At 70.4% G+C, this 18237-nt stretch carries 17 protein-coding genes; 9 read left to right on the plus strand and 8 right to left on the minus strand.

Annotated features, from left to right (window positions below; all coding sequences use genetic code 11):
* The first annotated feature begins 3 nt into the window (after positions 1 to 3).
* The gene (locus ACFYP4_RS07500; RefSeq protein WP_388783594.1) at positions 4 to 996 is read left to right on the plus strand and encodes a hypothetical protein; all 993 of its coding nucleotides are present in this window, start codon (positions 4 to 6) and stop codon (positions 994 to 996) included.
* A 112-nt stretch (positions 997 to 1108) separates the two neighbouring features.
* On the opposite strand, the gene ACFYP4_RS07505 is transcribed toward ACFYP4_RS07500, so the two are convergent.
* Positions 1109 to 2239: an ROK family protein gene (locus ACFYP4_RS07505; protein ID WP_388783597.1), complete on the minus strand. Its 1131-nt coding sequence runs from the start codon at positions 2237 to 2239 to the stop codon at positions 1109 to 1111.
* Between the two features lie 124 nt (positions 2240 to 2363).
* Here ACFYP4_RS07505 and ACFYP4_RS07510 point away from each other — a divergent pair, with 124 nt between their 5' ends.
* Together ACFYP4_RS07510 and ACFYP4_RS07515 are read left to right on the plus strand one after the other, a co-directional pair.
* Positions 2364 to 3467: a Gfo/Idh/MocA family oxidoreductase gene (locus ACFYP4_RS07510; protein WP_358851334.1), complete on the plus strand. Its 1104-nt coding sequence runs from the start codon at positions 2364 to 2366 to the stop codon at positions 3465 to 3467.
* Positions 3464 to 3937, plus strand: a complete 474-nt coding sequence (locus ACFYP4_RS07515; RefSeq protein ID WP_358851335.1) for a heme-degrading domain-containing protein — start codon at positions 3464 to 3466, stop codon at positions 3935 to 3937. Before ACFYP4_RS07510 ends, ACFYP4_RS07515 begins: the two co-directional genes overlap by 4 nt.
* 170 nt (positions 3938 to 4107) lie before the next feature.
* Here ACFYP4_RS07515 and ACFYP4_RS07520 read toward each other — a convergent pair whose 3' ends face one another.
* From ACFYP4_RS07520 to ACFYP4_RS07535, 4 genes are all read right to left on the minus strand, one after another.
* Positions 4108 to 4965 (minus strand): fumarylacetoacetate hydrolase family protein, encoded by an 858-nt coding sequence (locus ACFYP4_RS07520; RefSeq protein ID WP_358851336.1) that lies wholly within the window; start codon positions 4963 to 4965, stop codon positions 4108 to 4110.
* 145 nt (positions 4966 to 5110) lie between these two features.
* Positions 5111 to 5872, minus strand: a complete 762-nt coding sequence (locus ACFYP4_RS07525) for a YidC/Oxa1 family membrane protein insertase (protein ID WP_388783601.1) — start codon at positions 5870 to 5872, stop codon at positions 5111 to 5113.
* 97 nt (positions 5873 to 5969) lie between these two features.
* Positions 5970 to 6281, minus strand: coding sequence for a DUF6412 domain-containing protein (locus tag ACFYP4_RS07530; protein ID WP_358851338.1), 312 nt, complete (start codon positions 6279 to 6281; stop codon positions 5970 to 5972).
* Positions 6282 to 6558: 277 nt separating this feature from the next.
* The gene (locus tag ACFYP4_RS07535) at positions 6559 to 7377 is read right to left on the minus strand and encodes a class E sortase (RefSeq protein WP_388783604.1); all 819 of its coding nucleotides are present in this window, start codon (positions 7375 to 7377) and stop codon (positions 6559 to 6561) included.
* A gap of 241 nt (positions 7378 to 7618) precedes the next feature.
* Here ACFYP4_RS07535 and ACFYP4_RS07540 point away from each other — a divergent pair, with 241 nt between their 5' ends.
* The 3 genes from ACFYP4_RS07540 to ACFYP4_RS07550 all read left to right on the plus strand — a co-directional run bounded on the left by ACFYP4_RS07540 (position 7619) and on the right by ACFYP4_RS07550 (position 13612).
* Positions 7619 to 9094: a glycoside hydrolase gene (locus ACFYP4_RS07540; protein WP_358851340.1), complete on the plus strand. Its 1476-nt coding sequence runs from the start codon at positions 7619 to 7621 to the stop codon at positions 9092 to 9094.
* A 179-nt stretch (positions 9095 to 9273) separates the two neighbouring features.
* Positions 9274 to 10287, plus strand: coding sequence for a hypothetical protein (locus tag ACFYP4_RS07545; RefSeq protein ID WP_388783607.1), 1014 nt, complete (start codon positions 9274 to 9276; stop codon positions 10285 to 10287).
* A 235-nt stretch (positions 10288 to 10522) separates the two neighbouring features.
* A complete protein-coding gene (locus ACFYP4_RS07550; RefSeq protein WP_388783860.1) occupies positions 10523 to 13612 on the plus strand; it encodes a DUF3427 domain-containing protein in 3090 nt (1029 codons plus the stop codon).
* An 11-nt stretch (positions 13613 to 13623) separates the two neighbouring features.
* On the opposite strand, the gene ACFYP4_RS07555 is transcribed toward ACFYP4_RS07550, so the two are convergent.
* Positions 13624 to 14268 (minus strand): ATP-binding protein, encoded by a 645-nt coding sequence (locus tag ACFYP4_RS07555; protein ID WP_388783610.1) that lies wholly within the window; start codon positions 14266 to 14268, stop codon positions 13624 to 13626.
* Positions 14269 to 14480: 212 nt separating this feature from the next.
* On the opposite strand from ACFYP4_RS07555, the gene ACFYP4_RS07560 reads away from it, so the two are divergent.
* Together ACFYP4_RS07560 and ACFYP4_RS07565 are read left to right on the plus strand one after the other, a co-directional pair.
* On the plus strand, positions 14481 to 15326 hold the full coding sequence (locus tag ACFYP4_RS07560) for a helix-turn-helix domain-containing protein (RefSeq protein WP_388783613.1): 846 nt from the start codon (positions 14481 to 14483) through the stop codon (positions 15324 to 15326).
* Positions 15326 to 15526 (plus strand): DUF397 domain-containing protein, encoded by a 201-nt coding sequence (locus ACFYP4_RS07565; protein WP_388783616.1) that lies wholly within the window; start codon positions 15326 to 15328, stop codon positions 15524 to 15526. Before ACFYP4_RS07560 ends, ACFYP4_RS07565 begins: the two co-directional genes overlap by 1 nt.
* 68 nt (positions 15527 to 15594) lie before the next feature.
* On the opposite strand, the gene ACFYP4_RS07570 is transcribed toward ACFYP4_RS07565, so the two are convergent.
* A complete protein-coding gene (locus ACFYP4_RS07570) occupies positions 15595 to 16701 on the minus strand; it encodes a hypothetical protein (RefSeq protein WP_388783618.1) in 1107 nt (368 codons plus the stop codon).
* Positions 16702 to 16903: 202 nt separating this feature from the next.
* Here ACFYP4_RS07570 and ACFYP4_RS07575 point away from each other — a divergent pair, with 202 nt between their 5' ends.
* Complete coding sequence (locus ACFYP4_RS07575) at positions 16904 to 17206, plus strand: hypothetical protein (protein WP_358851352.1); 303 nt, start codon at positions 16904 to 16906, stop codon at positions 17204 to 17206.
* 19 nt (positions 17207 to 17225) lie between these two features.
* Here ACFYP4_RS07575 and ACFYP4_RS07580 read toward each other — a convergent pair whose 3' ends face one another.
* Entirely contained in the window at positions 17226 to 18179 is a 954-nt protein-coding gene (locus ACFYP4_RS07580; RefSeq protein WP_388783621.1) for a GlxA family transcriptional regulator, read from the minus strand.
* Positions 18180 to 18237 lie beyond the last annotated feature (58 nt).

Here is an 18237-nt window from a genome sequence, read left to right on the forward strand (position 1 = left end):
TTCATGCGACTGCGTACGTCCCTGTCCCTGACCGTTGTCACCGCGGCCGCGCTCGCCTGCGGTCCCGTCCCGAGCGCGGCCGGGCTCGACGCCCCGCCGGCCGCGGCTCCCGGGGCCGACCGCCGCCCCGGCTGTGCCGATCCCGACGCCCGCGACTTCCCCCTGAGGACCCGTGTCCACGGCGGACCCGACGTCTACGAGACCGGCGGCGCCGACGGGACCTGGTACCTCGACCTCACCAACACCACCGCCCACCCCTGCGGCGGCATCCATCCCGTCGTCGTCCTCGTCGACGGGAAGCGGCAGCTGCGCCCGTCCCAGGTGCGGCTGGAGTTCTTCGAAGGGACCCGGGCGCACCCCGTCTCCTTCGAGCGGACGGACGACGACGAACTCGTCGGGGCCTTCGACGGGTTCCCCGGGTTCACCGTGGCTCCCGGGCGGACCCTCCGGGTGAAGGTGCGGCTCACCGTCACCTCCGCCGCCGTCGCGCCGAACGACGTCGTGGCGAACGCGGCCGTGGTGCACCGGCACCGCGACGACGGCGACTGGGTGGGGCAGTCGAACGACTACCGCTTCCGGATCGACGGCACGCCGGATGCCGCAGTGGACGGCACGGACACCCCGGCGACGGCCACGGGTCCGGCGTCCGCGGCCCCCTCGGCCCGGGCTTCCGGGGCTCCCTCGGCCCCGGCTTCGGCGGCTTCCCCGGCTTCCTCGGCTCCGGATCCCTCGGCCCCGGATTCCGGGGCCCCGGATTCCGGGGCCGCTACCGATCCCGGGGGGAGTGGTGGTGACAGCGGCCATGAAGGTGGTGACGGTGACGCCGGCGCCGAGGGGGAAGGTGGCGCGCCGGGCGGAATGCCGTCCGTCGAGGAACTGGCCAGGACCGGTCCCGGCACACCACACGACACCGGCCTTCTGATCGGCGGTCTCCTCCTCGTCGCGGGCGGCACCCTCCTGATCACTACGGCCCGCTTTCTGCGCGGACGCGGGTGACGGGTGAGAGGAGGCGGTGTGGGGGCGCCGTGAGGTGGGCCCCGTCGTTTCGTCCGGGTGCCCGGACGGCCGGAACCGCAGCCCCCGCGCCGTCCCCGGCAACCCCCGCCGGTCAGCCCTCGGCGCGCCCGAACAGGGGTGCGAGAAGGAGCTGGGCCGCGCCCTCCGCGACGGCACGCGCGCCGCCCGGCGCGAGACGCACCGGCACCGCCGCGTCCAGGCCCCCGCGCCGGGCGCGCTCGTCGAGGACGGCGCCGACCCCCCGTACGAAGGGCTCCTCGTGGGCGGCGACGGTACGGCCCCCCAGGAGTACCAGGTCGATGTCGAGCAGCCCGGCGAGATTCGCGGCACCCGCCCCGAGGACCCGCGCCGCCTCGTCCACGGCGCCCCGCGCCACCGCGGCGAGACACAGCACCTCGATGCAGCCGTGGTTCCCGCACTCGCACAGCGGGCCGCCCAGCTGGATGACCTGGTGCCCGAACTCCCCCGCCCCGGTCCGCGTCCCCCGGTGCACGGCCCCGCCGATGACCAGCCCGGCCCCCAGCCCCGTACCGAGGTGCAGATACGCGAAGGACCCCTGGCCCGGTCCGGCACCCCCGCCGACCGCGAGGGCGAGCGCCGCCGCATTGGTGTCCTTGTCCACTACCACCGGCACCCCGAGCCGCCCGGCGAGTGCCTCCCGCAGCGGAAACCCGTCCCACTCCGGGAACCCGGTGACCCGGTGCAGCACCCCGCGCTCGTGGTCGAGCGGGCCGGGCAGCGCGACCCCGGCGCCCAGCACGGACGCGGCCCCCGGCACCCCCGCGAGCAGGGCCGCCACCTCCCGCGCCGCCCCGGTGACGACCGCCCTGGCCCCGGAGCCGAGGTCCAGGGGCGAGCGCCGCTCCGCGACCACCGCTCCCGTGAGGTCGCACAGGACCGCGGTCAGTTCGTCCCGGTCCAGGTGGAGGCCGACCGCGTGACCCGCCTCGGGAACCAGCCGCAGCACCGTGCGCGGCTTGCCACCGGTCGACGCCCGCCGGCCCGCCTCCGCCGCCAGGCCCTCCGCCCGCAGCCGGGCGGTGATCTTGCTGACGGCCTGCGGGGTCAGCCCGGTCCGCTCGGCGAGTTCGAGACGGCTGATGCCGGCGGGACCCGCCGTGCGCAGCAGGTCGAGCACCAGCGCCGCGTTGTGGCTGCGCAGCGCCGGCAGGTTCACCCCCGCCTCGCCGCCGCGCCCGCGCACCACTCCCGACCGGTTCACTCCGCTCCCGCCGCCGCGCCCACGCGCCTCCGGCGGTCCGCTTCCGACTCCGCGCTGGTCCTGTTCACGTACGCCATTGTCCCCCGCGCTTGCACTTTGGCAACAGCGTTGCGAAAGTGGAGGCATGACAGGCACCAGCAGCACCGGATCCGGCTCCGGCACCCCCCTCCGCGTCGGCCTCGTCGGCTACGGCCTCGCGGGCTCCGTCTTCCACGCCCCGCTGATCGCCGCGACCGAGGGCCTCACCCTCGACACGGTCGTCACCTCGAACGCGGAGCGGCGCGAGCAGGCCCGGGCGGAGTTCGGCGACGGTGTCCGCTTCGCCGGCACACCCGACGAGCTGTGGGCGCGCGCCGACGAGCTGGACCTGATCGTCATCGCCTCCCCGAACAGGACCCACGTCCCGCTCGCGACCGCCGCACTGAAGGCCGGCCTGCCGGTGGTCGTCGACAAGCCCGTCGCGGGCACGGCGGCCGAGGCGCGCGAGCTGGCCACCCTGGCCGACGAGCGCGGACTGCTGCTGTCGGTCTTCCAGAACCGCCGCTGGGACAACGACTTCCTGACCCTGCGCAAGCTCGTCGAGGAGGGCGAGCTCGGCGACGTCTACCGCTTCGAGTCCCGCTTCGAGCGCTGGCGCCCCCAACTGAAGGGCGGCTGGCGGGAGTCCGGCGACCCGGCAGAGATCGGAGGTCTGCTCTACGACCTCGGCAGCCACGTCGTCGACCAGGCGCTGACCCTTTTCGGCCCGGCCGCGCAGGTCTACGCCGAGTCGGACGTACGCCGCCCCGGCGCCGAGACCGACGACGACACCTTCTTCGCGATCACGCACGTGAACGGCGTCCGGTCCCACCTGTACGTCTCCGCGACCACCGCCCAACTGGGCCCGCGCTTTCGCGTACTGGGCTCGCGGGCCGGTTACGTCAAGTACGGCCTCGACCCGCAGGAGGCCGCGCTGCGCGAGGGCAGCCGCCCCGGCAGCACGGCCGAGTGGGGCATCGAGCCCGAGACCCTGTGGGGGCGCGTCGGCTCGGGCGAGTCCCCGCTGACCGGCGGCGGCCGCCCGGAGCCCACGCTGCGGGGCGCGTACCCGGCGTACTACCAGGCGGTGGCCGCGGCGCTGCGCGACGGCGGCCCGAACCCGGTCACGGCGTACGAGGCGGCCGACGCCCTCGACGTCCTGGAGGCGGCCCGGCGCTCCGCCCGCGACGGTGCGGCGGTGACGCTGTGAGCACCCCGACGGCCGCCCCCACGATCCCCGAACTCGAGGAGCAGGAGCGCCGCTTGACGCTCCCGCGCTTCACGTACGACGACGCCTGGGCCCTCGGCTCCCTGCTGGTCGAGCTGGCCCGGGAGCGCGGCGCGCCGGTCGCCGTCGACATCCGGCGCGGCGGTCAGCAGCTCTTCCACGCGGCCCTGCCCGGCTCGACCCCGGACAACGACGCCTGGATCGACCGCAAACGCCGGGTCGTCGAGCGCTACGGCTGCTCCTCGTACCTGGTCGGCGCCCGTTTCCGCGCCAAGGGCACCACCTTCGAGGAGTCCTCGCGCCTGGACCCCGACGTGTACGCGGCCCACGGCGGCGCGTTCCCGATCGTCGTCGAGGGCACGGGGGTCGTCGGCACGGTGGTCGTGTCGGGTCTGCCGCAGGTGGAGGACCACCGGATGGTCGTGGAGGCGCTGGAGCACTTCAAGGGCTGACGGCGGCGCGGGCCCGCACCCTTCGAGGTCCGAGGCGGGCGCAGGTCCGCACCTTCGGGGGCCGAGGCCGGCACCGGCCCTCAACTACGAGGGCCGGGGGGCGGCCCCGCCCCGCGCGCACGAGGCCGGGGGCACCCTCACCCACGAGGGCGCCCCCGGCCGCGCAGGGCTCACGCGTCCTTGAGTTCCTGGCGCTGCCGTCCGAGGCCCTCGATCTCCAGCTCCACCACGTCGCCGGCCCGCAGGAAGGGCTTCGGCTCGGGCTGCCCGAGCGCCACCCCGGCCGGCGTGCCCGTGTTGATGACGTCGCCGGGGTGGAGCGTCATGAACTGGCTGACGTAGCGCACGACCTCGGCGACCGGGAAGATCTGCTCGGCCGTCGTGCCGTCCTGCTTGAGCTCCCCGTTCACCCAGAGCTTCAGCGACAGCGCCTGCGGGTCGGGCACCTCGTCCGCGGTCACCAGCCAGGGGCCCAGCGGGTTGAACGTCTCGCAGTTCTTGCCCTTGTCCCAGGTGCCGCCGCGCTCGATCTGGAACTCGCGCTCGGAGACGTCGTGCGCCACCGCGTACCCGGCGACGTGCGCGAGCGCCTCCTCGTGCGACTCCAGGTAGCGGGCCGTACGGCCGATCACGACCGCCAGCTCCACCTCCCAGTCGGTCTTCACCGAGCCGCGCGGCACGAGCACCGTGTCGTGCGGGCCCACCACCGTGTCCGCCGCCTTGAAGAAGATCACCGGCTCCGCGGGCGGCTCGGCACCGGTCTCCCGCGCGTGGTCGTGGTAGTTCAGCCCGATGCACACGACCTTGCCGATCCGGGCCAGCGGCGGTCCGACGCGCAGCCCGGCCGCGTCCAGCGCGGGCAGCTCGCCGGCCTCGGCGGCGGACCGGATCCGGCCGAGCGCCGCGGCGTCGGCGAGCAGCGCTCCGTCGATGTCGGCGACGACGCCCGACAGGTCCCGCAGGGTTCCCTCGGCGTCGAGCAGCGCGGGCCGCTCCGCCCCCGCCGTACCGACTCGCAGCAGCTTCATGATCACAATCTCCCTCGATCGCGGCAGCCCGACCGATGGGTGCAGCCATCGGAGGACTGGTCGATCCTCCAAGCTGGGCGTCCAGTCCGCAAGACCCCGTTCACGGACTGGACCGTAACCTGAGCGCCCCCTCCGGGCCCGCCCGTCAGCCGAGCGCGGTCGCCGCCGGAGCGGCCCCCGGCATGTCGCGGTACAGCACCGCCCGTTCCACCGCGCTCCACGTCGTGCTGGTGACCACGTACAGCGCGGCGGCCAGCGGCACCACCGCCACCGTGAACAGCGTGAAGAAGGACATCAGCGGCATGACCTTGTTGATCGTGGCGAGGCCGGGCACCTGCTCACCACCGGGCGCGGGGGCGGGTGCGGCCGACATCATCTGCCTGGTCCGCCGGTAGTTGAAGGTCGCCACCAGGGTGACGACGGCGAAGAGGCCGAGGTAGACGAGCCCAGGGGCGCCGAGCGGCCCGCCGTCACCCAGGGCGTCCGTCCAGCGGTCGCCGAGCGGGGCGCCGAACAGCCTGTGCCCGAGCAGCGTGTTGGCCCCGCCGCCGATCGTCGAGCTGGAGAACAGGTGGTAGAGGAGGAAGAACGCCGGCATCTGGAGGAGGCTCGGCAGGCACCCGGAGAGCGGCGAGACCTTCTCCTGCGCGTGCAGCTCCAGGAGGGCCCTCTGGAGCTTCTCGTTGTTGTCGCCGTGCTTCCTGCGCAGGGCCGCGACCTGGGGCTGGAGCCGGGCGCGGGCCCGCTGCCCGCGCGCCGACGCCCGCGACAGCGGGTGCACCAGCAGCCGTACGAGGGCGGTGAACAGGACGATCGCGGCGGCTGCCGCGGACGCGTGGAACAGCGGCTGGAGCAGGTCGGCCAACCGCTCGACCAGACTCGCGAAAACGGACATGAAAGCGGACATGGGTGAGCCCTCCGGGGGTCTCGTCGTGCCTGACGTGGAGAAACGGCATGACGGCCCGCGCGGGGGTACGCGGCGGTGAGTGAGGTGGCGCGCGTCCCTACGCGGTGACCGTCGGGAGGGCACACCCCGGCGCTCGGGGGCGCGTGCGTCCCGACGCGTCGGGATCGCGCTGGGGCAGGAACGCCGTGCGCTGCTCGCGGTCGCGGATGGCCGTCCGTACGCGCGTACGCGGGACGGCGGGCACGCAGCGCGCGGCGATGAGGGCGCAGGCGGCGAGCGCGGAGCCGGCCGCGGCGGTCGCGGCGAAGGCGACGACGGCCGAGAGGCTGCCGGTGTCGAGGAGGGCGAACTCCAGGACGAGCAGGAGCAGCGCGGCGGCGGGACGCATGGTCGCCCAGGTCCGCGTCATCGGCCACTCCCCCTTCGTACGCCTATTCGTCCTGCCGTTATACAGGATGGGTGCCGGGTGCGGGTTTCGCGGGAGCCGCGCATGTGTGGCCGTTGGCCGCGGGCTTCGCAGGAGCCGTCCGTCCGGTCGATGCGACGGGAGGTCCGGTCGGTGCGACGGGAGGTCCGGTCCGTGCGACGGGAGGTCCGGTCCGTGCGTTGGGAGGTCCGGTCCGTGCGTTGGGAGGGGGCCGGGGTGCCGAAGGCGCAGGTGCCGGGGCGGGGTCCCCGGCCCGGTGTCAGCGGGGCCGCACGGAGCGCAGTCTGCCCCACACCACCAGGCGGTACTTCGAGGTGTACTCCGGGGTGCACGTGGTGAGGGTGAGGTAGTACCCGGGCTCGCTGTAGCCGTAGGACGGGTGGACGGCGCTGCGCGGCACGGGGCGTACGACTCCGACGTCGCGCGCGGCGGTCTGCGGAAGCGTCCGGTCGACGGCGTACACGTAGGCGGCCGTCCGGGTCTCGACCTCGACCGTGTCGCCGCGCTTCAGCCGGTCGAGGTGCCGGAAGGGCTCGCCGTGGGTGTTCCGGTGCCCGGCGAGCGCGAAGTTCCCCGGCCGGCCGGGCTGTGCGGTGCGCGGGTAGTGGCCGGCGTAGCCCCGGTCGAGCACGTCCCGCTTGCCGATGCCCTCGGCGACGGGCACGCGGAGCGAGAGGCGGGGGACGGTGAGGACGGCGTAGGCATCGGACCCGCGGGGCCGTTCACCGGGGCTCCGGCGGGGCTGTTCACCGGGGCTCCGGCGGGCGGTGCCCGTCCGTCCGCCCGGGTCGGCCCGTGCGGTGCCGGCTCCGGCCCCGGCGCCCTGAGGCCGGTCCTCGCCCGGATCAGGGGCGGCCGTCACGTCCGGCGCGGGCCGCCGCCACTCCCTCTCCAGGGCCTCGACCCTCCGCTCGGCCCCCTCGCGGGCCTGCCGGTTGGTCCACCACAGCTGGTGCACGACGAGGAGCAGGAGCACCGCCCCGACGGTGACGAGGAGTTCGCCCGCGGTCCGCAGGGCCCGCCGGTACGCGGCGCGCCGCCGTAGCGTGCCGTGGTGCACGACCCCGGGAGTCCGCATGCGTACGCCTCCTTCACCGGCCCGCACGATAAGGGGTGTCTCCTCAACTGGCCAGCACGGCGCAGCACTTGGACCGCGCCGCCTCTCAGCCCTTCTCCTCACCCTTCTCACAACCACTGAAAGAAAGAAGGGTCACACCTCTCGACAACCTCGCCCGCCGCACTCGATGCTTCCTGATGACATGAGCGCGACACGTCAACGCCGGTGCCGCAACCGGCAGTTCGAGCGGGACGGAGAGGTCATGATCCGACGCAGAACACTGCTGGCCGCGACGGGCGGCACGCTCCTGGGAAGCGCGCTGGCCACCGGCACGGCACGGGCCGACGCGACCATCGCGGTCAACCCCGGCACCACGTACGGGACATGGGAGGGCTGGGGCACCTCCCTGGCCTGGTGGGCCAACGTCTTCGGCGCCCGGGACGACTTCGCCGACATCTTCTTCACCACCAAGTCCGTGGCGTACAACGGCCGGACGCTCCCCGGCCTCGGTCTGAACATCGCCCGCTACAACCTCGGCGCGTGCAGCCGGAACAGCGTGAACGGCGAGAGCATGGTCGCCTCGCCCAACATCCCGGCGTTCAAGCAGATCGAGGGCTACTGGCAGGACTGGAACAACGAGGACCCCGCGTCCTCGGCCTGGAAGTGGACGGCGGACGCCGCCCAGCGCGCCGCCCTCGTCAAGGCGACCGCGCGCGGCGCGACCAGCGAGCTGTTCGCCAACTCACCGATGTGGTGGATGTGCGCGAACCACAACCCGTCGGGAGCGTCCGGCGGCGGCAACAACCTCCAGACCTGGAACCACCGCCAGCACGCCTCCCACCTGGCCGCTGTCGCCCTCCGCGCGAAGACCGACTGGGGCGTGAACTTCGCGACGGTGGACCCCTTCAACGAACCCTCCTCCGCTTGGTGGACGGCCACCGGCACCCAGGAGGGCTGCCACCTGGACGCCTCCGTCCAGGCCGCCGTACTCCCCCACCTGCGCGGCGAACTCGACAAGCGCGGCCTGACGGGCACCCGGATCTCCGCGTCGGACGAGACGAGCTACGACCTCGCGCGCACGACGTGGAACGCGTTCGGCACGTCGACGAAGGCGCTGGTGGACCGGGTCAACGTGCACGGCTACCAGGGCTCGGGCGGCCGTCGTGACCTCCTGTACACGGACGTCGTGACCACGGCCCGCAAAGGCCTGTGGAACTCCGAGTACGGCGACGGCGACGCGACCGGCCTCACCCTGGCGAGCAACCTCTGCCTGGACTTCCGCTGGCTGCACCCGACGGCGTGGTGCTACTGGCAGGTGATGGACCCCTCCGCGGGCTGGGCGACGATCGCCTACGACGCGAGCACGCTCCAGGCCGGCGCCGTACAGACCAAGTACTACGTGCTGGCCCAGTTCAGCCGCCACATCCGCCCCGGCATGACGATCCTCGACACGGGCGTCGGCTACGCGGCCGCCGCCCTGGACGCGGCGGCGAAACGCCTGGTCGTCGTCGCCGTGAACACCGCGTCGTCGGCCCAGACCCTGACCTTCGACCTGTCCCGCTTCACCCGGGCGACCGGCGGCACGGGCGGCCTGGCCCGCCGCTGGAACACGGTGACGTCGGGCGGCGGCGACCTGTACACGCCGCACTCGGACACGTACGTGAGCGGAAAGGTCCTGCGGGTGCCGTTCGCGGCGGGGGCGGTGCAGACGGTGGAGGTGGAGGGGGTCGTGGTGTGACCCCGCCGTGACCCGTCGGCCCGCGCGGGGTCGTGGTGTGACCCCGCCGTGACCCGTCGGCCCGCGCGGGGTCGTGATGTGACCCCGCCGGCCCGCGCGCCCGGCCTCCCCTGCCCGGGCCGGGGCGCTGGCCTGCGGATCTCTCTCTTTTGTCGGTCCACGGCAGTACGGTGTCCACCATGCGCCCCGACACGCCAGCCGAGAACGTCGACCACAACGCCGAAGCGGCACGCCTGGAGCGGACCGCAGGCCTGTACCCCGAAGACGCCGAACACCTGCTCGTGCAGGCCGCGGCCCACCTGGAACTGTCCGGCGACCGCCCCAGCGCCACCGCGCTGTACGACCGCCTGCTGTCGTCGCCCGAGCCCCTGGAGAACCCCCACCTGGTCCGCGCCCTGAAGGCGGCGAACCTGTGGGAGTACGGTCACGAGGCGGAGGCGCGGGCGATCATCGACGGGGTCCGCGCGACGTCCCCGCGGGACCCGGCGGCCTGGGTGATCGTGGCCGAGGCCCTGGAGTCGCACGACGAACTGGAAGCGGCGCACGAGACGTTCACGGAGGGTGCGCGGCTCTTCCTGGCGGACGTCTCGGAGCCGCCGTACGCGACGCACCCCCTGCTTTTCGGCCGCCACCGGGTCCGCCGCATGCTGGGCGTGGCCCACGACGACTGGGACATGCTCGCGGACACGCTGCACTCGTCCCCCGTCTCCCTGGACGAGCTGCACGACCCCAAGCGGGTGTGGTCGCTGGGCTCGGACAACCCGGCGGAGCTGGCGGCGGAGATCTCGCGTCTGCGCGCGGAACTCGGCACGTTCCGGGAGGCGCTGTCGCGTCCGTTCCCGGTGGCGGTCCTGCACTGGCCGGCGGACGAACTGACGGAACTGCTGACGGCGTACCCGTCGCTGTCCTCGGAGTACCCGTCCCACGAGGAGCACCTCGCGACGATAGAGGCGTCACTGCGCGAGCTGTCCGCCTCCGGCACCCCGAACCTGGGCATCGTCACGGGCACGGTCCCGTCCTACGAGGCCTTCGCGGCCTCGGAGGCCACGTCCCCGGCGGACACGAACCTCCTCCCCCAGTACGCGACGACGCTCGCAGCCCGCGGCCGAGCGGTGGCGTGGCCCCCGCAGCGGGGGGCGGGGTGCTGGTGCGGCTCGGGGAACCTGTACACGGAGTGCCACGGGTCCGTATAGGTAGCTGGGCCTGCCCGCCCTCTAGTTCCCCTAATGACGGCGGCCCCAGCCCTACTCCTCGGCTGGGGCCGGCCTCGCATCTGCCGACGGCTATACCTCAATCAGCACCCGTCTGTCAGTTGTGCCTGTTAGAACTGGGCTAGCCGTACCAGTGATCAGGGGGACCAGCGTGACTCAACCGGGGGATCTGTCGCAGCCTGTTGCGGGCGTGTACGAGGAGCTCATTACCCGGCGGATGCAGGCACAGATAGAGAAGTTGGACACGGCTCGCTGGAAGGCCATCGACGGCGATGTCAGCGAGGAGTCCTCCCCGCATGTGATCGCGCGGCATCTCAGCCGGGCCATAGGACGAAGACTCGCCCAGGTGCCGCACGACGAGCGCGTAGCGGTCGCGAACCGGATGATCCAGTCGATCACCTCCGACATGGTTACTCCTTCGGGTCTCAACCCGAGCGACCCCGTCGAACTCATTGCCGACGGCCCTCGTCAACTGTTGGCTCTGGCAGAGCAGGAGGCTCCAGGTGTCTACGCCGTACGGCCCCTGACACCGCTCTCCGAGACTGCGCTGATCACTAACTCCCCGGAGGACCCCAGTCTCGGGACGGAACTGCGGGCCGAGCTGGCCACTGCAGACCGCATCGATCTGCTGTGTGCCTTTGTGAAGTGGTACGGCCTACGCGTCCTGGAGGATTCGCTCCGCGCCGCCAGGAAGCGTGGCGTCCCGATCAGGGTGATAACGACCACGTACATCGGTGCAACCGATCGACACGCTCTCGACCGCCTGGTGCGCGACTTCGGTGCCGAGGTAAAGGTCAACTACGAGATCCGTTCGACTCGTTTGCATGCCAAGGCATGGCTGTTCCGTCGCAAGAGCGGCTTTGATACGGCTTACGTAGGCAGCTCGAACCTGTCCAAGGCCGCCCTGCTCGACGGCCTGGAGTGGAACGTGCGACTCTCATCCGTCGCAACTCCCGCGGTGCTGCACAAGTTTGAGGCGACGTTTGATTCGTATTGGCATGACAGCGCGTTTGAGTCGTACGACCCGGACGACGACGGAGAGCGCCTCGATCGGGCTTTGGCACAGGCAGGCGGAACAGGTAACACCGCTGACCTGAGGATCAATCTGTCGGGCCTTGAGGTACACCCGTTCCCGCACCAACGCGACATGCTCGAACGCCTCCGCGTCGAGCGCGAGATCCATGGCCACAGCCGCAACCTCTTGGTCGCTGCGACCGGAACCGGCAAGACCGTTATGGCCGCGTTGGACTATCGAGCCCTGCACAGGAAGCACGACGGTGACGCTCCCACTCTGCTGTTCGTAGCCCATCGCAAGGAGATCCTCACCCAGTCCTTGCGTACCTACCAAGAGGTCCTCGACGACGCATCGTTCGGCGAGCTCCTCCACAGCGGTCAGGATCCGCGGCGCTGGCAGCACGTGTTCGCAAGCGTCCAGTCCTTGAACATCCGTCGCCTTGAGACGCTGGCACCCGATCACTTCGACATCATCGTGATCGACGAGTTCCATCACGCCACTGCGGCCACCTATCGCCGAGTCATCAACCACTTCAAACCGAAGCAACTGCTCGGCCTCACAGCTACGCCCGAACGGATGGACGGGCTCACCGTGCAGGACGAGTTCTTCGGCGGCCGCATCGCCGCAGAGATGCGGCTATGGGAAGCCCTTGAGAACGACCTACTCTGCCCCTTTCACTACTTCGGCATCCCGGATGGCACGGACCTCACGGGCCTCGGATGGAGGCAAGGCGCGTACGCGGATTCCGAGCTGGGAAACCTGTTCACGGGTAACGATGCACGTGCACGGATCGTGGTCAAACAGATTCGGGACAAGGTCTCCCAGCCCGGAGCGATGCGCGCCCTTGGCTTTTGCGTCACCAAGGCTCACGCACATTTCATGGCCGACTTCTTCCAAAAGGCCGGTTTTCAGGCCGCAGCTCTTGACAGCGACTCATCTGCCGGTGTGCGTGCCCAGACGCTGGCCGACCTGCGCAACGGAAAACTCCAAGTGATCTTTTCCGTTGATCTCTTCAACGAGGGCCTCGACATCCCTAACGTGGACACCCTGCTTCTTCTTCGTCCCACGAACAGTGCCACCGTCTTCCTTCAGCAGCTCGGTCGGGGCCTGCGCCGTACCGACACGAAGCCAGTTCTCACAGTGTTGGACTTCATCGGGCAGCATCGGGCGGAGTTCCGCTTCGAGGAGCAGTTCCGGGCCATGACGAACCTCACCCGCAACCGCCTTGTCGAGCACATCGAGCGCGATTTTCCGCAGCTTCCTTCCGGGTGTCAAATCATCTTGGAGGGAAAGTCCAAGGACCTGGTACTCGACAACATCCGCACTCAGCTGGGTGCGACAATCAAAACGTTGGTGAAAGAAGCCAAGGACTACGGCACCCCACGCCTCGCTGACTACCTCCGCGAGAGCCGGCGAGAGATCAAGGAACTCTACAAGAGCGACAACTCGTGGACTACGATTCTTCGTAGGTCAGGCCTGCTGGATGGACCAGTTCCGCCGGGGGAAGCTGACCTCCTCAAGCGCGTCCACGCCTTTCTGCATGTCGATGACCCGGATCGCGTACGCGCGTACCTCCGCCTCCTGTCACCGGATGCTCCCCCGTATGCATCACTCAGCCCGACCGAGCAGACGTATGCCCGCATGCTCTTTTTCAACATCTGGGACAACGCTGGCGGCTTCAGCAGCTTTGCGGAGGGCCTTGCATCACTGCGGAACCAGTCGGTGTTTCGCGACGAACTCCAACAGGTCCTGTCGCACGTCATGGATCGGTGCGATCACTTCCCCATTCCTTTGTCGGGGCCGCACGACAGCATCCCGCTAAAGGTCCACAGCTCCTACAACCGATCAGAGATTTTGGCCGCTCTCGGTGTTGCGCGCTTTGGCGGCCAGATGCCTCGATCGTTCGCCCAGGGAGTCCAGTGGGTTGAGGATATCAAAACAGACGCCTTGTTGATCACCTTGGAGAAGAACGAGAAAGATTTCTCTCCCACTATTCGGTACAAGGATTATGCGCTGAGCCCCACCCTGTTTCACTGGGAATCACAGAACGCGATCGCTGATACGTCCCGCACAGGGCTGCGGTATCAGCACCACACCAAGCAGGGCAGCCATATTCTGCTGTTCATGCGTCGTTACAAGAACACCGATATCGGCAAATCCCAACCGTGGATGCTGCTGGGACCCGCAACGTATGTGGAGCACACGGGTAACAAGCCGATGGGGATCACTTGGCGCCTTCAGCACGAGCTCCCCGCCGACGTGTGGACGTACTCCGCCCTCACCCCGGGGTGAGCTCAACTCCTCTACCTGCCGAGTGGTTCGAAGTGCATGTGCGCCCGCTCTACCACCTCGCCCGCGTCAACACCATGCGCCTGGAGCCAGTGGAGGAGGTCGACGATAACGTGAATGGCGACCTCCTTACCCGTGGCCTCGCTCAACACACTCGGAGCCTTCGCCCGGGGCAACTGCGCGGCACCGTAGTGGCTGAGAATGGCTTCAGCCCTGGCCACGGGAGCGTGCTGGCTATGCCCGCCGGACGAGTTCAGGCGGGTGGCCAGCTCGCACCACGTGATCTTTCGGTCCGCGTGCAGCAGCACGCCCCAGCGGTCAGCAAGAGCGTCGACAAGCGCCATACCCCGGCCTCCTTCCGCTTCGGCTCCCGCACACACGAGCGTCGGTAAGGCACGGGCGTCCGGATCTTGGACCTCGATCCGCACGTAGGTGCCGTTCATCGAGACAGTGAGAGTGGCGGGGGTCCCTGCGCCCACGTGCGTGATGACGTTGGAGACGAGTTCGGTCACGCACGACTGAGCCGTGTCAATGACATCGGGAAGGCCCCAGAGGGAGAGGTGCAGTCGCACGAGGCGCCGCAGGGCCCGCACCTCCTCAGGCTCCGCAGAGAACGGGAGGTTCCATCGTTTCCTTGGTACACAGCTCACGTACTCCATACCCGCCTCCTGTCCAAGGACCGCTCTCTACGGTCCGCAGTGGATTCACCACCGAGAGTTGCAGTGAAACTCTCAAAATGGAACTCTCACGCCACACATTCACGCTGCGCTTAGGAGTGCGGCACACCCTCGCGCGCCCCGGCGCACGCGACCTTGCCGTCATGGTCGGGCAGCCATCACGATCTGAGAGATCCATACGAAGGGCCGTACACATGGCAGTTGGACCTACCACTCGCAGGCGTCAGCTCGGAGCCGACCTGCGTCGACTTCGCGAGCTCAAGGGCTTGACGCTTGAGGAAGCAGGGGCGCGCGTCGGCATCTCGAAGGCGACGTTGAGTCGATACGAGACCAAGGAGGGCTCCGTTAAGTGGCCGTCCGTGGACGCTCTTTGCCGCGAGTACGGCGCCTCGGACGAGGAGCGAAAGGCCCTGGTCGAGCTGGCGAAGGGGGCCAAGATCCAGGGTTGGTGGAGGTCGCTCGCAGACCCCATCCCTGAATCGATGAACCTCATGCTGACGCTTGAGAACGAAGTGGTGCGAGAGGACCAGTACGCGTGCACGTACATCCCCGGCCTGCTGCAGACCCGCTCCTATGCCGAAGCCGTTCACCGCGCCTCGGAGATGCGCTGCCCGGAACGGGAGGTGCAGCACATGGTCGACATTCGCATGAAGCGACAGGAACTCCTTCAGCGCGACGAGCCCCCACACCTCTGGTGCGTCATCGATGAGGCCGCGATCCGGCGAGCCGTCGGCGGCCGGTACGTCATGCAGGAACAACTACGGCACGTACTCACGATGTCGGAGCTGCCTCACGTTACGGTTCAAGTCCTGCCCTTCTCAACGGGTGCTCACGCAGCGGCTGTTGGCAGCTTCGTCGTCCTAGGAAGCCAGACTCCTGAGCTGGACGTGGTGTACGTGGACACACTCGGTGGCGGACTCTTCATGGAGAAGCCCGAGGAACTCAAGCGCTATAGGTTGGCGTTCCAGTACCTCAGCGCCCAGGCCCTCGACCTTGAGGCATCTGCCGGGCTTATCCGCCGTATAAGCGAGGAGTCTTGATGACAGTGCAGACCGGGCCTCGGTGGTTCACGTCTTCCTTCAGCGGCGGTAGCGGAACCGAGTGCGTCGAGTGCGCGCTCAGCGACGATGGCGTGCTTGTACGTGATTCCAAAAACGCCGGAGGACCCATCGTCACTGTTGAAGGGGCTCCTTGGCGGGCGTTCATACGGGCGTTGGACGACGGTGCGCTGTCCCTTTAGGAGCTCTACGGGCAGGGACGTTTCGTCATGAGTGCCGACGCCTCACGCTGGCTCCCGGGCGCAGGCGGCTACTGGATGCTCCAACGTGGGCCGTGGGCACCGTTCATTGGGCACGTGAAGATGTTCAGTTCGCCCCAGCGGCCCACCGTTACCTCGGTCGGGGTGGCGGAACCGTGGGTGGGGAGGTCCCGGTCCTCCACAGGGGTCCAGCTGCCGCTGCCGCCGTCCCACTCCGAGCTGTCGATCGTGAGCAGCAGGTCCATCGGGGCCGCGCAGGTGCGGCAGTCCATGGGGGACGGGTCCGTGAGGTGCCAGGACGCGAAACCGCCGACGCGCCAGCCCGGCGGGATGGAGAGGTCGTACTGGTAGGCGGGCGGCTCGGGCGGGGCCTTCGCCTCGCGCGCCCTGGCCCACTCCTCGTACTCCGCCTCCGTGTCCCAGCTCTGTACCTCGTCCGTCATGTCCTCCCGCGCCGCCTCGGCCGACTCCTCGAGTGCTTCCTCCCACGCGTCGATCCGGGCGCACAGCTCCGCCGGCAGGAGACCTGCGAAGGGGTACGTCGTCACCTGTTCCGGGTGCAGTACGCAGGGCTCCGGGATGTACCCCGCGTAGCCGACGACCTCCGGCTGCGGGGGCGTGGCGAGCGGGTTCGTCACCTCCCGGGAACGGCGCCGGCGCAGGTGCAGTGACATGCCGTAGCCGCTGGCGCCGTGCCGGTCGAAAGGGCACCAGAAGACCTGGAGCAGGTCGCAGTCGTCCGGTCCCGGCGGCAGGTCGGCGATGTCCCGCCGGTAGAGCTGGGCCAGCCCGATCATGGGCAGCGGGTCGGTGTCGGCGAGGTCCGCGACGCGGTGTTCCCGGCTCAGTTCCGCCAACAGCCGGCGTTCCTCCTCGATGGGGCCGGCGGCCGGATCGCGGGCCCAGGCGCCCGCCAGGATCCGGCGCTCCTCGTGGATGTCCGCCGGGCGCCTGCCGTGGTTGCGCCCGTGCGACTCCGTGCAGACGGGCCAGGGCTCGTCCGCCGGCCACAGCAGCGGGCCGCCCACCGAGCTCATCGACGCGTCGGGCGTGCCGGGCCTCGGGTGCAGCCGGGTCGTCGTCCCCCGGTGCGCCGCCAACTCCGGGAAGTGTTCCTCGATGTCGAGCGGGCGGGGCGGGGTGGTCCTCCTGGTCATGCATCCGACTGTAGGTCTACGTCCTACGGCGCCGACGCCGGGCACGACCACGGCCGGCCGCTCACGCCCCCCAACACGGGCACGGGCACCGGCATTGGTGCGCTGGCACGGGCACGGGCACCGGTGATGCGGTCGTCAGGCCCCCGCGCCCACGCGTTAGCCTCGGTCGCGTTCGACTGACGTAGCAGCAGCGGAGGCAGCGATGGCGAAGGTACCGGCCGCGGTGGTGGCCGCCGGGGGGCTTGTCGGTGGGTACGGGGTCGCCCGCTGGACGAAGAAGCGGCAGCTGGGCGGGGTCGTGCTGGCCGCCGCCGGGGCCGCGGCGGCGCAGCAGTGGCGGCAGCAGGCCGGCGGTAGGGCCGCCGGGGCGCTGACCGCCGCGTACGTCGCCGCCTTCGCCGGGTCGCATCCGCTGGCCAAGAAGGTGGGCGCCTGGCCCGCCGTCTTCGGTGTCGCCGGCGCCGTGGCCCTCGCCTCCTGGGCCGTGGCGGACCGGCGGGGCTGAGCGCAGTCCAAGGGACCGGTCAGGCCGTCCTCACACCCTGAAACGCCCGCCGATACGCCTGCGGGCTCGTCCCGACCACCCGTCTGAAGCGGTCCCGGAACGCCGTCGGGGAGCCGAAGCCCGCCTGGACGGCGATGCGTTCGACGGGATGTGTCGTCGTCTCCAGGAGGTACTGGGCGCGGCGCACCCGGGCCCGGTGCAGCCACTGGAGCGGCGTCGTGCCCGTCTGCTCGCGGAAGCGGCGGTTGAGCGTTCGGGTGCTCATGCCTGCCTGGGTGGCGATGTCCTCCAGGGTCAGGTCGTCGCCGGCATTCTCCTCCAGCCAGTGCAGCAGGGGCTCCATCGTGCTGCCCGCCGGTGCCGGGGGCTGCGCGTGGACGATGAACTGGGCCTGCCCGCCCTCCCGTTCGAGCGGTACGACGGACATCCGCGCCGCGTGTGCGGCCACCGCCGAGCCGTGGTCCCGGCGGATCATGTGCAGGCACATGTCGATCGCCGCGGCGGCCCCCGCCGATGTGAGGAACTGGCCGTTGTCGACGTAGAGGACGTTCGGGTCGACGGTGACGGCCGGATACCTCGCGGCCAGGTCGGCGGCCGCGATCCAGTGCGTGGTCGCGCGCAGCCCGTCCAGGAGGCCGGTGGCGGCGAGGACGAAGGCGCCCACGCAGATCGACGCGATGCGGGTACCGTTCGCCGCCGCCGCGCGCAGCGCCTCCGGCACGCCCGGCGGCAGCGGGACGGTCGGGTCGGCCACCCCCGGCAGGATGATCGTGTCGGCCCCCGCCAGCGCGTCGAGGCCGTACGGGGCGCGCACCGCGAACGGGCCCGCGCTCACCTCCTCCTCAGCCGCGCAGACCAGGACCCGGTAGGCCTCGCGGCCATCCGGCAGCCTGGCCCAGCCGAAGGTGTCGATCGGGGCGGACAGGTCGAACGGAATGACCTGGTCGAGCGCGAGTACGGCCACGGTGTGCATGGCGAGAGCGTAGGCCTACGCCGGATTCCGGCCAAGCCGCCCATGGAACCCCAACCCC

It is taken from the genome of Streptomyces sp. NPDC005551 (assembly GCF_042871785.1).
GTDB lineage: Bacteria > Actinomycetota > Actinomycetes > Streptomycetales > Streptomycetaceae > Streptomyces.

Excerpts from the sequence above, each read along its gene's own strand:
- ACFYP4_RS07500 (WP_388783594.1), top strand. The coding sequence starts at position 4 with ATGCGACTGCGTACGTCCCTGTCCCTGACCGTTGTCACCGCGGCCGCG.
- ACFYP4_RS07510 (WP_358851334.1), top strand. The coding sequence starts at position 2,364 with ATGACAGGCACCAGCAGCACCGGATCCGGCTCCGGCACCCCCCTCCGC.
- ACFYP4_RS07520 (WP_358851336.1), bottom strand. The coding sequence starts at position 4,965 with ATGAAGCTGCTGCGAGTCGGTACGGCGGGGGCGGAGCGGCCCGCGCTG.
- ACFYP4_RS07525 (WP_388783601.1), bottom strand. The coding sequence starts at position 5,872 with ATGTCCGCTTTCATGTCCGTTTTCGCGAGTCTGGTCGAGCGGTTGGCC.
- ACFYP4_RS07530 (WP_358851338.1), bottom strand. The coding sequence starts at position 6,281 with ATGACGCGGACCTGGGCGACCATGCGTCCCGCCGCCGCGCTGCTCCTG.
- ACFYP4_RS07535 (WP_388783604.1), bottom strand. The coding sequence starts at position 7,377 with ATGCGGACTCCCGGGGTCGTGCACCACGGCACGCTACGGCGGCGCGCC.
- ACFYP4_RS07540 (WP_358851340.1), top strand. The coding sequence starts at position 7,619 with ATGATCCGACGCAGAACACTGCTGGCCGCGACGGGCGGCACGCTCCTG.
- ACFYP4_RS07545 (WP_388783607.1), top strand. The coding sequence starts at position 9,274 with ATGCGCCCCGACACGCCAGCCGAGAACGTCGACCACAACGCCGAAGCG.
- ACFYP4_RS07550 (WP_388783860.1), top strand. The coding sequence starts at position 10,523 with ATGCAGGCACAGATAGAGAAGTTGGACACGGCTCGCTGGAAGGCCATC.
- ACFYP4_RS07555 (WP_388783610.1), bottom strand. The coding sequence starts at position 14,268 with ATGGAGTACGTGAGCTGTGTACCAAGGAAACGATGGAACCTCCCGTTC.
- ACFYP4_RS07560 (WP_388783613.1), top strand. The coding sequence starts at position 14,481 with ATGGCAGTTGGACCTACCACTCGCAGGCGTCAGCTCGGAGCCGACCTG.
- ACFYP4_RS07565 (WP_388783616.1), top strand. The coding sequence starts at position 15,326 with ATGACAGTGCAGACCGGGCCTCGGTGGTTCACGTCTTCCTTCAGCGGC.
- ACFYP4_RS07570 (WP_388783618.1), bottom strand. The coding sequence starts at position 16,701 with ATGACCAGGAGGACCACCCCGCCCCGCCCGCTCGACATCGAGGAACAC.
- ACFYP4_RS07575 (WP_358851352.1), top strand. The coding sequence starts at position 16,904 with ATGGCGAAGGTACCGGCCGCGGTGGTGGCCGCCGGGGGGCTTGTCGGT.
- ACFYP4_RS07580 (WP_388783621.1), bottom strand. The coding sequence starts at position 18,179 with ATGCACACCGTGGCCGTACTCGCGCTCGACCAGGTCATTCCGTTCGAC.